This window comes from Paraclostridium sp. MRS3W1, assembly GCF_032465715.1.
GTDB classification, from domain to species: Bacteria; Bacillota; Clostridia; order Peptostreptococcales; family Peptostreptococcaceae; genus Paraclostridium; species Paraclostridium dentum.
Window position 1 is genome coordinate 25990 of sequence record NZ_JAWDJM010000161.1, and the last position, 16257, is coordinate 42246.

The 16257-nt window shown below is 28.0% G+C and carries 15 protein-coding genes; all 15 read right to left on the reverse strand.

Features of this window, described 5'->3' with window-relative positions; all coding sequences use genetic code 11:
* Nucleotides 1–96 precede the first annotated feature (96 nt).
* Nucleotides 97–1557 (reverse strand): transcription termination factor Rho, encoded by a 1461-nt coding sequence (gene rho / locus RWY47_RS13020; RefSeq protein WP_021430377.1) that lies wholly within the window; start codon nt 1555–1557, stop codon nt 97–99.
* A gap of 195 nt (nt 1558–1752) precedes the next feature.
* Nucleotides 1753–2751, reverse strand: a complete 999-nt coding sequence (glpX, locus tag RWY47_RS13025) for a class II fructose-bisphosphatase (RefSeq protein ID WP_021430428.1) — start codon at nt 2749–2751, stop codon at nt 1753–1755.
* A gap of 157 nt (nt 2752–2908) precedes the next feature.
* Nucleotides 2909–3556 (reverse strand): fructose-6-phosphate aldolase, encoded by a 648-nt coding sequence (fsa, locus tag RWY47_RS13030; RefSeq protein WP_021430419.1) that lies wholly within the window; start codon nt 3554–3556, stop codon nt 2909–2911.
* A 208-nt stretch (nt 3557–3764) separates the two neighbouring features.
* A complete protein-coding gene (gene pepF, locus RWY47_RS13035) occupies nt 3765–5678 on the reverse strand; it encodes an oligoendopeptidase F (RefSeq protein WP_150886806.1) in 1914 nt (637 codons plus the stop codon).
* Nucleotides 5679–6097: 419 nt separating this feature from the next.
* Nucleotides 6098–8464, reverse strand: coding sequence for a stage II sporulation protein E (gene spoIIE / locus RWY47_RS13040; protein ID WP_150886805.1), 2367 nt, complete (start codon nt 8462–8464; stop codon nt 6098–6100).
* Nucleotides 8465–8555: 91 nt separating this feature from the next.
* Nucleotides 8556–9476: a Ppx/GppA phosphatase family protein gene (locus RWY47_RS13045; protein ID WP_150886804.1), complete on the reverse strand. Its 921-nt coding sequence runs from the start codon at nt 9474–9476 to the stop codon at nt 8556–8558.
* Nucleotides 9477–9533: 57 nt separating this feature from the next.
* Entirely contained in the window at nt 9534–9833 is a 300-nt protein-coding gene (locus RWY47_RS13050) for an FtsB family cell division protein (protein ID WP_021430388.1), read from the reverse strand.
* A gap of 11 nt (nt 9834–9844) precedes the next feature.
* A complete protein-coding gene (yabQ, locus tag RWY47_RS18135) occupies nt 9845–10339 on the reverse strand; it encodes a spore cortex biosynthesis protein YabQ (RefSeq protein ID WP_025161981.1) in 495 nt (164 codons plus the stop codon).
* Nucleotides 10339–10593 carry a sporulation protein YabP gene (yabP, locus tag RWY47_RS13060; RefSeq protein ID WP_021430372.1) on the reverse strand — a complete coding sequence of 85 codons (255 nt, stop codon included), beginning with the start codon at nt 10591–10593 and terminating at the stop codon, nt 10339–10341. The genes yabQ and yabP overlap by 1 nt, the downstream gene beginning before the upstream one ends.
* Nucleotides 10594–10657: 64 nt before the next feature.
* On the reverse strand, nt 10658–10900 hold the full coding sequence (locus RWY47_RS13065) for an RNA-binding S4 domain-containing protein (RefSeq protein ID WP_021430396.1): 243 nt from the start codon (nt 10898–10900) through the stop codon (nt 10658–10660).
* Nucleotides 10901–10962: 62 nt separating this feature from the next.
* On the reverse strand, nt 10963–11241 hold the full coding sequence (locus RWY47_RS13070; protein WP_021430423.1) for an HU family DNA-binding protein: 279 nt from the start codon (nt 11239–11241) through the stop codon (nt 10963–10965).
* 89 nt (nt 11242–11330) lie between these two features.
* Nucleotides 11331–12779 (reverse strand): nucleoside triphosphate pyrophosphohydrolase, encoded by a 1449-nt coding sequence (mazG, locus tag RWY47_RS13075; RefSeq protein WP_025161980.1) that lies wholly within the window; start codon nt 12777–12779, stop codon nt 11331–11333.
* A 77-nt stretch (nt 12780–12856) separates the two neighbouring features.
* Nucleotides 12857–14482: a putative polysaccharide biosynthesis protein gene (locus RWY47_RS13080; protein ID WP_224171031.1), complete on the reverse strand. Its 1626-nt coding sequence runs from the start codon at nt 14480–14482 to the stop codon at nt 12857–12859.
* A gap of 119 nt (nt 14483–14601) precedes the next feature.
* On the reverse strand, nt 14602–15141 hold the full coding sequence (locus tag RWY47_RS13085) for a stage V sporulation T C-terminal domain-containing protein (protein ID WP_021430424.1): 540 nt from the start codon (nt 15139–15141) through the stop codon (nt 14602–14604).
* Nucleotides 15142–15244: 103 nt separating this feature from the next.
* A complete protein-coding gene (locus RWY47_RS13090) occupies nt 15245–16240 on the reverse strand; it encodes a peptidylprolyl isomerase (protein WP_021430413.1) in 996 nt (331 codons plus the stop codon).
* Between the last annotated feature and the right edge of the window lie 17 nt (nt 16241–16257).

A 16257-nucleotide genomic window follows, 5' to 3' on the forward strand; every position in this document is an offset into this window, starting at 1 on the left:
CTTACTTTTCGAAATTAATTATATTAACTTTTCGTTTTTCATTATTCAACTACACCATTATAACATAAGATTATTTAGGGTACAAGAGTTTTCTAATTAGTTTAAAGTCTCTTTTATATACTTTATAAACGAATTATTATCCTTTGTTCTCTTAAGTAATTCTAGTACTTTATCAGTTACTTCATATACAGAATTACTGCTCATCTCTTTTCTAAGTTTCCAAAGTGCAGCTTTCTCTTCTTCTGTTAATAATAAATCTTCTCTTCTTGTTCCTGATTTATATATATCAACAGCAGGGAACACTCTCTTCTCAGCTAATTTTCTATCTAAGTGTAATTCCATATTTCCAGTTCCTTTGAACTCTTCAAATATAACATCATCCATTCTAGATCCTGTTTCAACTAATGCTGTAGCTAAAATAGTTAAAGATCCACCTTGTCTAATGTTTCTTGCAGCTCCAAAGAATTTTTTAGGCCCATGAAGAGCTCCAGGATCTAACCCTCCTGATAACGTTCTTCCAGTTGGCGATATACTTAAGTTATAAGCTCTTGCAAGTCTTGTAATACTATCTAATAATATAACAACATCTTTTCCGTGCTCAACTAATCTTTGTGCTCTATTTAGAACCATCTCAGCAACTTTAACATGGTGACTTGACACCTGATCAAAAGTTGAGTAAATAACATCTGCATCTATAGATTCTTGCATATCCGTTACTTCTTCTGGTCTTTCATCTATAAGAAGAACTATTAACTCCACATCTGGATGATTTTTAACTATACTATTGGCTACACTTTTTAAAAGGATAGTTTTACCAGCTTTAGGTGGCGCTACTATTAATCCCCTTTGACCTTTACCAATAGGAGAAATTAAATCTATTAGCCTTGTAGATATTTCATTTTGATACTTCTCTAATGTAAGTCTTTCTTCCGGGTATATCGGTGTAAGAGTTTCAAAAGCTCTTCTTTTTGTAGCTGTCTCAGGATGTTCATCATTTATTTTTTGAACATATAATAATGCTCTAAATTTTTCTCCACTTTTTGGATGTCTTGTTATACCCTTAACTTTATCCCCTGTTTTCATATTGAATCTTCTAATTTGCGATGGTGAAACATATACATCATGTTCTGTAGATAAATAGTTAGGCCCTCTTAAAAATCCAAATCCATCTGGTAGTATTTCTAAAACACCCATTACCTCATCATCTTTAGATGTATTAAACTCATCAACAATCTTAGCTTCATCAACTTCTTTAACATTATATGAATTATTGTATGAATTTCTATTGTGATTTTGATTGTATCTTTGAGTCCTATTTTCATAAACCTTAGTTTCTTGCTTATTCACACTTTGTTTTTGTTCACTTTTAATTTCTTTTTTTTCGGTTTCTTTTTTCTCGATTTCTTTATTATTATCTATCATGTCCTTATTTTTATACTCATTTATTATTTGTATTAACTCATTCTTTTTATACTTACTTATAGACTTAATCTCTAATTTCTTTGCTAATTCTTTTAGTTGAACTAGAGTCATGTCATCTAAATTATCCAAAGTCATATCTTTCGTATTCAAAAAAGTCCTCCTATCCCATAATTACATTACAATTTTATTCGGAAATTAAAGGCGTGCAAATGAGAAGCTACCATTATTATAGCAAACAGTTAAACTTAATACTATCACTATTTATACATTATGGTCAACAAATAAAAAAATAAAACTATTCAAACAAAATAGTTTTATTTTTTACGCCTTTTATATACTATATTTACCCATTAAATCAGTTAATATATCATTTTTATCAACCGAATGTATTGCATCGACAAATCTTATAGTTCCTGTTTTCGCTCTCATAACAACAGAATTTGTTGTTATTCTATTATTACCTAAACTAACTACACCTTTTAATAAATCTCCATCCGTTATTCCTGTTGCTGCAAAGAATAGTTCATCACCTTGAGCTAAGTCTTCTAATGATAATACTTTCGATATATCTTCGTCTGTTAACCCCATTTCATGGCATCTAATTCTTTCTTGCTCACTTAGTGGATAAATCTGAGCTTGCATATCTCCGCCCATACACTTAATTGCTGCCGCTGTTATAACACCTTCTGGTCCACCGCCAATTCCCATAAGCATATCTATTCCTGTATCTTCAAAGCAAGTTGCAATACCTGCTGCTACATCTCCATCTCCGAACATTTTTATTCTTGTACCTAATTTTCTAGCTGCTTCAAATATATAATCATGTCTTTCTCTATCCTGTACTATTATAGTCATTTCTGTTGTCTTTTTATTTAAAGCTTTTGCTACATTTTTTATATTCTCTTCAACACTTGCGTTTAAATCTATACATCCCTTTGCCTTAGGACCAACAATTATCTTTTTCATATAAGTGTCAGGAGCTTTAAGTAAGCTTCCTTTTTTTCCCATAGCTATTACAGATATAACATTAGGTAGTCCTTTAGCTATTAGTGTAGTTCCATCCAAAGGGTCTACTGCTATATCAACTTTCATGCTATCCTCTGTTGCCATACCAACCTTTTCACCAATATATAACATAGGAGCCTCATCCAACTCTCCTTCTCCTATTACAACTTCACCATCGACCTTAACTGTTTCAAAAGCTCTTCTCATAGCCTCAACTGCTGCTCCGTCAGCTCCATTTTTATCTCCTCTACCCATAAACTGCGATGAGACTAAAGCTGCTGCTTCCGTTACTCTAACTAACTCTAATGCTAAATTTCTATCCATAAAATTCATCTCCCTTAGTTCGTTAATCTCTCTTCAAATTATATATCACATTTAATAAATAGTAAACATTTATAAATGTTAAATAAGGGTTTTAGTATGTTATATAGTTATAAAAAGACATAAAAAAAGCGATAATTTAAAAATTATCGCCTTTTTATTAGTTCTTAGGTACAGTTTCCCAGTCTTTTAAGAATTTTTCTATACCTATATCCGTCATAGGATGTCCTAACATTTGTTTAAAAACTTTGTAAGGAACAGTTGATATATCAGCACCTGCCTTAGCTGAAGTTAAAACATGTTGAGGATGTCTTATACTAGCTGATATTATTTCAGTTTCTATACCATGTATGCTAAATATTTCAGCAACTTCTTCTATTAACATTATTCCTTCTTGACCTATATCATCTAATCTACCAACAAAAGGACTTACATAAGAAGCACCTGCTTTAGCTGCTAATAATGCTTGGTTTGATGAGAATATTAAAGTTACATTAGTTTTTATTCCTTTTTTGTGTAAAGCTGATACAGCTTTTAATCCTTCTGCACACATAGGTATCTTTATTACTATATTTTCATGAATTTTACTTAACTCTTCGCCTTCTTTTATCATTCCTTCGCTATCCATTGAGATAACTTCTGCAGATATTGGTCCATCTACAATTTGAGTTATTTCCTTAACTACATTTTCAAAAACTCTTCCTTCTTTAGCTATTAATGAAGGGTTAGTTGTAACACCTTCTATAACTCCCCAAGAGTTTATTTCTTTTATTTCATCTACATTTGCAGTATCTATAAATAGTTTCATGTTTTACCTCCTTATATTTACAATCCTGTAAGTAAGATTAATACCTTTGAATATCCTTTTGATCTTTAGTTTTTACAAAGTTATTACCTTATCAATTTTAAACATTATGTATTACTTATAAATTAACCTAAACTAAAAGTTTAAAAAGTCCTTAAATTACAAGGACTTTTTAATATATTCTACCACTATTTCTCAATTACTTCTATCCTTAATTTATTAAGAGCTTTTCTAACTCTGATACTAAAGAATTAAATTTTTCAGTAGTTTGTTCTATAGGTTTAGTACTGTAAAGATTTATACCACTCTCTTTCAATAGCTCTATCGGATAGTTAGAGCCTCCTTTTTTAAGGAATGATAAATAATTTTCAGGCCCATTTTTAATTATATCTTGAGAAAATGCAATTCCCGCGCTACATCCTGTAGCATATTTATAAACATAGAAACTATTGTAAAAATGTGGTATTTTTGACCAACCAACTTTAGACAATTGGTCTACTCCAAAATCTTTACCATAATATTTTTGTAAAAGTTCTCCCCATATATCATTTAGTACTAATACATTTACAACTTCTCCACTTTCAACCTTTTGATGAACTTTGTACTCAAATTCCGCATACATGGTTTGTACAAACAAAGTATTCTTTATTAAATCTAAATACTGAGTTATATAATAAGCTTTTTCATCTTTATTTTGAGTATTTTTTATTAACATTTCATATAACATAGCTTCATTAGTTATAGATGCTACTTCATGAGTAAAAATACTAGGTTTTGAATTTAAATAATTTTGATTCTTTGAACTCATATACCCATACACAGCATGTCCTAATTCATGAGATAAAGTAGATACAGAATCTAAATTTCCGCTATAATTCATTAAAACATACGGGTGACTATCATATACAGATAAACAATATGCTCCACTTACTTTATTATCATTAGAATATACATCCACCCATCGTTCATTGAAAGCTTTATAAAGTATATCTCCATATTCTTTACCTAAGGGATTCAACGATGCATATACAATACTTTGTGCTTTTTCATATGGAATATACTCATCTACTGGGTTTATAATTGGAGCATGCATATCATATGAGTAAACTTTATCTAAGTTCAATACTTTTTTTCTTAAACCTATATATTTATGCAAACTTCCTAAATTATTATCAACCGTATTTATAAGTTCATCATAAACTTTAGGATCTATATCATCACCTGACATATACATATCTCTTGAATTTTTATAACCTCTAGTATTTGAGTAAAAAATATTTTTCTTAACTTGTCCTATAAATAATCCTGATAACATATTTATATTATCATTGTACTGTAGAGATTCATTTTCATAAGCTTTTTTTCTTTCTTCTCGATTAGAACTTTCTAGTGCTAATGAATATTGCGATGGATTTAAGTTTGATTTTTTATCCATATTCATAAAAAGATCATATACTTCTTTAGGTAAAGAAGCTATATCACTTATATTACTCAAAATTTCTTCTTCCTTAGAATTTAGATAATGCTTTTTGTTCCTTCTGATATCATTTAAATACATACTATACTTACTTGATATTTTTTCATTTTTCATTATATCTTTAAAATCTTTATTTGATAGTTTTAAAATTTCTAATTCTAAATTAGAACAAATAAAACTATATTCTTTATATACTTTATTCAAACTTTCATTCATATTTAAATAGTCATAAGATTTATTGTTAATATCGCTATTTAAAGATACATATGCACTTAATTTTTCTAATTCTGAATCTAACTCTTCTTTTATATTTAATGCATATAGTAAATGTTTTTGAGATTTGGTTACTTTTCCAACATAATTTTCTAACTCTTTAATTTCTTTACTAAATTTACTTAGATTTTTTTTCCAATCACTATTACTTTTATATAATTTAGATATATCCCAAGTAGTAAATTTTGTTGGTTTTTTTTCTTCTTCTTTTTTATCATTTTTAGAAGGTTCTTTTTTATTAGTATCATTTATCATTTCAAGTGCTTTTTCACTAAAAGCTTCACTGTTTCCATTTATATCTCGTTTCAATAAAATAGATGCAAATAATATAACTGCAATGACTATAGTTATTACTCTATACATATTTTTCCCCATAAAAAGCCATCCTTTCACTAAGATTATTAGTATTAGGATGTCTTTTTGAATTTATATTATTCAGTTTTTGGAAAATAAGTATTTTGAAAATTATCCACATAATTATCAACATATTCACATGTTTAAAATGTTAATTTTTCAACATATTTTATACAAATTTTTTCGTATTTATACATTTTATCGTGTTATTATCCACATATTATGCATAGTTATTAACATTTTTTATATTTTTTTGTTGATATTTATTTATTTTTAAATTACTGTTTTCTAGTTAAAATTGTTAGAATTATTTTTAAATTTATACATATTTTGTCGAATATTGTAATTTCAACATATTCACAGCTTTAAACGCTATATATATATCCACATTTTATCCACATTTTATTAACATTTTGTGTATAACTTGTGGATTTATAGATTTAATGTTTAAATACTTTACTCACAAGTACCGTCATATCATCATGAATATTATTATTTTGTATATCCAGAGCTCTATTTAAAATCTCATTTGAAATTTCTTTTGGATTAGTTGTCTCTAATCCTTTTAAAAAATATATAAGCCAATTGTCACCTAAGTTTTTGTTTTTTCCAGCATCAACAATTCCATCAGAAACCATAATTATATAATCTCCATCCTTTAATTTTCTGCTATCTCTGTCTATATTTATATCTGATAGTATTCCTACTGGCAACGAAGCACTAGATATAAGCTCTATTTCTCCATTACTCCTTTTTATATAAGTTGAACAAGCTCCCATTTTAATAGTATTTAATACTCCTTTATTTAAATCAACAATTCCTAAGTCTAATGTTGAAAACATCTCATCTGATGATTTAAGCATCAATATATTATTTATAGTGTCGATTATTATTTCTTCATCTATGTTAGAGTCCATCATGTTTTCTAGTATATCTATAGTTACAGATGATTCTTCATATGCCTTTCTTCCTTTACCCATTCCATCACTTATAGCTATCATATATTTACCATCTGATACTTCCATATAAGTGTAATTATCTCCTGAAATTATATATCCATCTTTAGACATATTCGAAACTTCTGTTGCAATTTTAAATTCTTGCCTTTTAGTTAATTTTATTTTACATTGTCCTCCTGTACAGGTACATCCAACTTTCCTTGCAACTAACTCTTCTCCTAAAACATTAGATATAATATTAGTTATTTTTCTTTCACATAATTTATTATCACTGCAAGCTTCTTTTTCTATCAAGACTTCAAAATCATTGCTATCTGTAGATATATAATTAAGTTTTTTCACACTTATATTATTTCTATCTAATTCAACAAGTAAATTTTTTTCCATCTCCATATCGAATGTTATATCTTTGTCTAATTCTTTAGCCATACTTTCAATTGATTTAGACATATATCTTATTTGATTTGCTACTAATTTCCTATTTTCAGAGAATTTTTGCTCCCAACTATAGTCTAATGCAAACATCTTATAATAATAATTAGATGCCTTAACAATACTTTCAGGCTTTATACAATCCTTTTTAAAATCAATAGGTATATTTTCTAAATAAATTTCACCACTGTCCTCTAGCTCTTCTAATATCCTATTCAGCATTGTATAAGTATAATTAAATTTAGAATCCCAGCATCTTCTTCTCATTCCACAATTTTTACACTCATCATTATGTACCATATCTATTATGTGTGCGATATCTTTTTGATCTAATATTTTTTCCTTTTCTCTGACTCTATCAAAAGTATTTGCTAAGTCTGAATAAGTTTTATACATCCCTCTTAATCTATTATTAGTTATTTCTCTATTCCTAGCTAAATAATCTTCAACTCCATCTTTAAGCCCACCATTACCTTTTATAGTTTTTTCTATTCCTTTTATTACCTTATCAGGAATAAGTATTACTAATACACTGGCTATTAAAATATCTCTTACTTCCATAATATTAGATCCTATTCCAGAGGTGTAAATATAAATCAAACTCCAACCTACTATATATCCCGCGATACTTAAATACTTGTTAACTTTATTAAATCCACCTGAAATAAGTCCTGCAAATGCATAAATACCCATATACATACTAGATACAAGATTATTTATGAAATAAACCAACCCAATTATAACTCCACTAGATGCACCTAGTGCTGCACCACCTGTAATAGATAATATTAATATAGTCATTGTTGTTAAAACATTTCTAATAGATATACCGAGCAAAGATACTTCCCCTATTCCCATTATGCTAAATATTACAATGATTGTTAAAGCTACTATTTCTTCATTAGAAGTTACAGTCCTTGAAGCCCTTTTATTTATAACAGCTACTCCATAAGAAAAAATATACGTTCCAACAAACATTAGAATACATTCAACTAAAGCTATACTTAAATTATATACGTAACTACCAAATATAAGAGCTTGTCCAATAGATATAGGAATCATTATTAAGGTTCCTATAATCGATATCTTATTTATCGATTTTATATTTTTAATATGACTAGAAACAATTTGAATAATAATTATACAAATTGAGTATTTTATAATATTAGGTACTTGATTAAACGATAATACCGTACCTGCTAAAGTAGCTATAAATACAGGAAATTTATACTTATCTATAATAGATACACATAAGAAAAAAGCTACCCCTAATGGGGCTATATTATCCACAACCATAGCTCTACTAAGTAAAAATCCAAATAAACATAAAACAAGTGTATTTGTATCTAAAAAATTAACTTGTCCTATATTTTTAAAAACTAAATTTCTTTTATTAACCGCTATACTTCTTTCCATAAAAAAACCTCCCCCTGTTATTTTCATACTGAAATTGTAACAAATGGGAGATATCTTTTTTGTCATAATAGGTAGCTAATACATTATAATATTAAGACATTTTTTTTGCATTTTGACATAATAACCCTTCCAAATTATCGTATTCACTTACTATAATTTTTTCTTTTTCTAAGTTTTTCATTATTAAATTTAAAATTGCTACACCAGCTGTTATAATATCCGCTCTTTTTGGTTGTAGCCCTTTTAAGTTTTTCTTATCATTTAATGTCATCTTTTTTAAATTTTGTAAAATATTATCTAAATCTTTTTTGCATATTTCACTTTCATGGATTTTTTCCATCGAGTATGTTTCTAATTCCTGATTCATAGCTGAAACAGAAGTTATTGTACCTCCGATACCAACTACAGATTTTATATTTTCTTTTTTTAATTTATTAAGAGTTTCATTTATAGTTTCAAATATAAATTTTTCCATATTTTCAAATTCTAATTCACATATAGGATCCTGCTTTAAAAATTTCTCAGTCATTCTTAAAGCTCCAACGTTTTCACTTTTACAGAATTCGATCCCTTCAAAACCTCCTAAAATAAATTCTGTAGAACCTCCTCCTATATCTATAGCTAATATGCCTTCTTTATCTTCTAGACCCTGTAAAACCCCTGCAAAGCCTAAATTAGACTCTTTTTCTCCACTTATTATATCTACATCTATATTTAATTCTTTTTTTGCTCTATTCACAAAATCCAATTTATTTTTGCTGTCTCTTAATGCCGATGTCCCTATACAGTATAATTCTTTACAGCCTTTAGATTTTGCTAAAACCGAAAACTCCTTTAAAGCTTCAATATTTCTTTCTATAGCTTCTTTTGATATATACCCTTCACTGTCTACACCTTGTCCAATTCTAGTCGTGTTTACAAACTTTTCTCTATTTAAAAGTTTACCATCTATATAATCTGCAACTAACAATCTCATAGAATTTGTTCCTATATCTATAGCTCCTAATTTCAATTAAATAACCTCCTATTAATGTAATTTAAAAAATGTAGATATAAATAGAGGAAGTATTTAATTACTTCCTCTATTTATATCTACATATATTATTTCATCTGGCTTTACCATTTTCAATCTATTTCTAGCTATGTCCTCTACATATTTATCATCATCTAAGCTTTTCTTGGATTCTTTTAATCCTTTAATCTCTTTTTCTGTGTTTTTTATTTCTTTTTTCAAAGAAGCAATTTCATTGTTATATTTAACAGATTTAAAAATTTGAGTCGTAAACCCACCTATAAGTGACATTACTAAAAAAGATAAAAACATTCCAACAATTAGATATTGACCTAAAAATTTTTTTCTTTTGTTCATAATCTCTCTCCTTACGATTTAACTTTTACTCTTTTTAATTTACCTACCTTACATTTCATGAACATCGCCATTCTTAAAATTAAATTAGGTATATAAAATATAGTATCAAATAATAAGTGTATTGAGTAGATTATAACGTAATACAAATTAACCGAAATCTTGCACGTACATACTAAAATTCGTCTTATAGTGTTAATAACAAATCCTATTGATTTATTTAATACTTTTAGTATGAATTTACTGATAGTATTATAATAAATAATAAATCCTATAAATAAAGCAATGAAATGATAATATCTTAAATCAAAGGATTCTATAACATTTATAGTCACAAAAACAAGCAAAGTCACAATTATCCAAAATAATACATCATAAAAAAACGAGAAAATTTTTATTATATTAAAGTTTTGTTTAAAAGCCCTGTATAGATCAAATAAAACCCCTATAAATATTCCACCATATATCGTTGCAAAAAATGCTCCGAGGTCCTGAGTGAATGGTATCATTATTTAAATAACTTCTTAAAGAAATTTTCTTGAGGTTCCTTAGCTTTACTGTAATTTATTCCATTTATAGTCCCTGTCACAGTAATAACTTTTTCGTCTATACTAAGCTTACTCATGTCTAAATTTTCTCCATCTACAATCATATCTCCAGATGTAGTTCTTATTTCTACTTTTTTATCATTGAAAGAGTATATATGCTCTACTCCAGAAATAGTTAAACTTGATCGATTGTTTAAGCTTATACTATGTTCCATAATATCCCTCCATATTAAATCTTTATAATTAACCTAATATAAATATACGAGGGATATTTAAAATTTATTCTATTATCTCAAACATTTCTTTAGCATCATTTTTTAATACATGCTCTTTTATTTCTTTTATTTCAAATTTCATTAGTTTTTCACCAAATTGAATTTCAAGAATATCTCCTATATTAACTTCTGATGATGATTTAGCTAACTTACCGTTTATAGTAACTATCCCTTTATCACAAGCCTCTTTAGCCACTGTTCTTCTTTTTATTATTCTTGAAACCTTTAAAAATTTATCTAATCTCATCTATGAAAACCTCCTTATATAGAAAAAGTGTGGAAAATCCACACTTTTAAATATAAATAAAATTATCCATTTATTATATCTTTTAATCCCTTTCCAGCTTTGAAAACTGGTGCCTTAGAAGCTGGTATATCTATAACTTCTTCTGGGTTTCTTGGGTTTCTTCCTTGTCTTGCTGCTCTTTCTCTAGTTTCGAAAGTTCCAAATCCTACTAATTGAACTTTTTCTCCTGATACTAATGCTTCTTCAACTGATTTCATGAAAGCATTTAATGCTGCTTCTGCTTCCTTCTTTGTTAATTCACTCTTTTCTGCCATTTTTGCTACTAATTCAGCTTTATTCACGTTACTTACCTCCTAAAAGTTTATATTATAGAATTTTATAATCAATATTAGATAAAATTCTAGATTTTTAACAAAATACCTTCTGCTTACTAAATTTTTTTAGATTCATTCCAAATTTCATCCATCTCTGCTAATGACATATCTTCTAATTGTCTATTTAAACTTATAGCTCTATTTTCTATAAATTCAAATCTATTTACAAATTTTTCAGTAGTCAAGTTCAATGCTTCTTCTGGATTTATATCTAAAAATCTAGCAAGATTAACTATAGAGAATAGTAAATCTCCTAGTTCTTCCTTTATGTATTTTATATTTCCTTGTTTGTGTTCGTCAAGTAATTCTTTATATTCTTCTACAATTTTTTTAAAAACATCGTTAATATCATCCCAGTCAAACCCTACCAAAGATGCCTTATATTGCACTTTTTTAGCCTTTGTTAGTGCCGGTAAACTATTTGGAATTCTTTTCAATCCTTCTGTTATCGTAGATTCACCTTTTTCCTTCTTTTTTAACTCTTCCCAAGTTTTGTCATATGTATTCATATCCACTTCTTCATTTTTAAATACATGAGGATGCCTAAATATTAATTTTTCACAAATACTATTAGTAATTTCTTTTAAATCGAAGTAGCCTTCCTCTTTACCTATTTGTGAGTGAAAAACAACATGAAGTAAAATATCACCTAGTTCTTCTATCATTTCATCAATATCATCATTATCTATAGCTTGTCCAAGTTCATATGCTTCTTCAATTATATGAGCTTTGAGAGATTTATGCGTTTGTTTTTTATCCCAATCACATCCATTTTCTCCTCTAAGTTGCTCAACTATGTTTTCTAGATCTTTTACTGTATTATACATAGTTTTATCAGATTTTGGAATATATAAACTTGTTAAATAATCAAATTCATTGTCATTTCTATCAAGTTCATATAGTTTAACATACTTTTTGCTTTCTAAAGCTTTAACGCCTGCAGCTTTTACTATACATATTTCTTGTTCATCATCATAATTTTCCATTAATGCTAACTTTACATTTGATGCTATAAATCTATCATAAATTTGAGTAATTATCATGCTAGTATTTGTATCTATATAGCTATTTTCAATTTCAAATGCATCTACTAATTTAAATCCCTCAGATGGATCGACTTCTAAATAGTTAAACATAGCATCTACAAAGCTCATAGAAGCTATTATTTCCACTTCTACGCCTTTTCTATGCGCAATCCCAGCAATTATACCTACAGTCTTTTCTGCAACCCTAGGATGTCCAGGTACTGCATATACAAGATCTCCATTTTGCGATTCTTCAATTATAAAATTTGATATATTGTTATAAACATTATCAAAGTTTTCATCTTGATTATAAAAATAATCTAAAGATGTATATTTTATCTCATTCTTTAACTTATCAATTATAGGGTGTTTTTCTGTTCTAAGAAAAACTCTAGAGCTATTTTTTAAAGCATCTAATGCACCTTGACTTATTAAAGAATATTCTCCTGGTCCAAGACCTACTATAGTTATTTTTCCCATATAAAATTCTCCTTATCATGTAAAAATAAAGGAAATTACTTTTATAAGTATTTCCTTTATTTACATATATATATACATTATTTCATAAGTTTTAGTTTTTTAAGAACTTTATAAACTTTGTCTCCTTTAGGCATACTTAATAATTCTTTTTTTCTTATTCCACCTAATGCTATTGTAAAAATTATATAAATTATACCTCCAATAGCTATTGATACTACCGTCGATAAAGTATTTCCTAACATTCCTACCATAAAACTATAACTTAATTTTACTGATATAAACATAATCAATACAATTATTAATGGTTTTATAAAGAATGTTTTAACTGACAATCTCATATTCATTGCCTTTTTTATGTAAATTAGTTCAAGCATAGCAGCTACAAAATAAGCAGTTACAGTCCCTAATGCAGAACCTATAACATTTATCTCTGGTATTGCTGTCAAAGTGTAACTAATTGCTATTTTAAAAGCCATTCCTATCACTAAACAAATAACAGGAACCATAGGTTTTCCCATTCCTTGAAGTATACCATTTAAGCTCTGTATAAGCCCTAAAAATACTACACAAGGTGTTAAAACTAATAATATAGTCCCAACTGAATCTGGTTGTGCTGGAAATAAAAGTTTCATTATAGGATGTGCTAAAGATGCCATCCCAAAAGCTGCTGGTAAAACAATCATTAACGTTACTTTTATAGCACTTTTAGTTTCTTTTATCGCTCTAGCTCTATTTCCTACAGCATACGCTTGTGATATTGTTGGTACTAAACTCATACTCATAGCAACTGTTATAACTGCTGGTAAGTTTATTATAGCCATAGCCATTCCTGTTAATTGCCCAAACATTACATTTGCCTCAGTTTGGCTAAAACCAGCTTCTACTAATCTCCTTATAACAATTACAGTATCTACCATATTTACTAGTGGCATAACAGCTGCTCCTATAGTTATAGGTATAGCTACTACTAATAATTTTTTTAGTATCCTAGATACACTTTCTTCTCTAAATTTTTTACTTGATTTTATTTCTCTTTTTATAGTTTTTAATTTAAATAAATAAGCTATTATCAAATATATAATAGATGCTATAGCACCTATAGTAGCACCAATTATAGCTCCCGCTGCACCTTGTTCTGGTCCAGGGTTTGGCCCAAGACTGTTCATAAAAAGGTAAGCCAACGTTATTCCTAATATAACTCTGAAAAGCTGTTCAATTATTTGAGAAATTGCTATGTGAGTCATTTCTCTTCTTCCTTGAAAATATCCTCTATAAGATGACATCGACGGAACAAATAAAAGAGCTGGTGAAATAGCAATCATTGCATATTTTGCGCCTGGATTTTTCATTATATCATTTACTATAAAGTCTGCTCCAAAGAAAAATATACAAAATGATACAAATCCTGTTATTGTCAGTACACAATGAGATACTTTAAATACCTTATGTGCTCCTTTATAGTTACCTATAGCCATTTTTTCTGAAACTAATTTAGCTAGTGCAGTTGGAAACCCTGCAGTTGCCAAAATTAAAAAAAAGGTATATACAGGATATGCTGCTTGATAATAACCCATACCTTCTGCCCCAATTAAATTTCCAACAGGTATCCTAAAAAATCCACCTATTATTTTAACTAAGATTCCTGCTAATCCTAGTATTAATGCCCCTTTCAAGAATGAATCTTTTCCCTTATTGTTACTCATAATTCCCCTCCATATTATGTTGTATAACAAACTCTAATATAACATATATGTTATTGTAGATTCAATAATTACCTTGCAAACTTTAAAAGACCCTTCATTAAAGGGTCTTTTAAAAAATACTATTGAACTTGTTTACCTAAAAAATTAGCTGCAACTTTAAGTAGTTTCTCATCACTATCATTTAGCCCTGCTTCATCCTTAGACACTAAACATATAGATCCTATACAATCGCCAGATGAACTAACTATAGGCATTATTATTTGCATTTTATAGTCCATAGAATCATCTTTGTATAGTGCAACTAATTTGTTATCTTTTACATGAGTAGAAATTCTGTTTTCTATAAGATCTTCTAATTCCCTACTTATACTTTTTTCTTTGTAATCTTTTTTAGGTAATTTAGATACAGCTATTATTGAATCTAAATCTGTTACCACAACTCCATGACCTAGAGTTTCTCCCAAAGTTTCTGCATATTCTTGAGAAAATTCATTAAGCTCTCCAATTGGAGAGTATTTTTTTAATATTACTTCTCCATCTTTAGCTGTAAATATTTCTAAAGGATCTCCTTCTCTAATTCTTAGAGTTTTTCTTATTTCCTTTGGTATAACAACTCTTCCAAGGTCATCTATTCTTCTAACTATTCCTGTAGCTCTCATATCAGATTAATACCTCCATTAGTAACTTTGAACTTATTTTTACCAACGTTAAGAAAAATATACAAAAAAAACCTATACCATTATAATAATGGTATAGGTTTTTTTATATGTTAATTTTTAGAGCTTCTTTTTCATTTGTTTCAACATCTGCCTTATCTGTTAACTGTTTAACTTTTTCAGTATATTTTTGATATAGTAAGTTTTGTTTTATATTATCTTTAACTTCATCAAATGTATATTCTTTATACTTTTTATCAGTTACTTTTATTATATGATATCCATATTGAGTTTTTACTACATTAGATATATCACCTTTATCCATTGCAAATGCAGCTTTTTCAAATTCTGGAACCATTTGACCTTTTGAGAAGAATCCTAAATCTCCACCTTTAGCTGCAGAACCTTTATCATCTGAATTTTCTTTAGCAAGCTTAGCAAAATCTCCTCCTGACTTAACTTTTTCATAAAGATCGTCAGCTTTTTTCTTAGCTTCTTTCTGTTTTTCTTCTGAAAGAGGTTTATTAGTTTTTTGGTCAACTGTTGATATTAATATATGAGATGCTCTAACTTCATCATCTACATAATTGTTTTTATTTTCTTCATAGTACTTTTTCATTTCAGCTTCACTTATTTTTGTGTTTTTATCAAAGTTATTTTTAAAATTTTGTATAGTTATGTCTTTTTCTAATTGAGCTTTTAAAAATTCATCATCGATACCATTGTCTTTTAAGAATTTTTCATAATCTTTATCTTGTTTTACACTTTCTTTTAATTGTTTAAATTGTTTATCAACCTCTGATTGTTTAGCTTCTAATTTATCTTTTTTTGCTTGTTGATATATAACTTGCTCTTGTACCATTTGTTGTAAAATAGCTTTTTTCATTTCATCTTTGTATTTTACACCCTCTTTAATTTCTTGGTTCCATAAATCTTTACCATACATTTTAGAAATAGATTCTTTATAAGTCTCAACTGTCTTTTTATAATCAGATGCAGTTATTTCAACTCCATTTACGACTGCTACAGGCTTTTCATTACCACATGCAGTCATAGCTACCCCTAAAAGAACTACCATTATTAACGATATTATTTTTTTCAATTTCAACATCCTCTCTA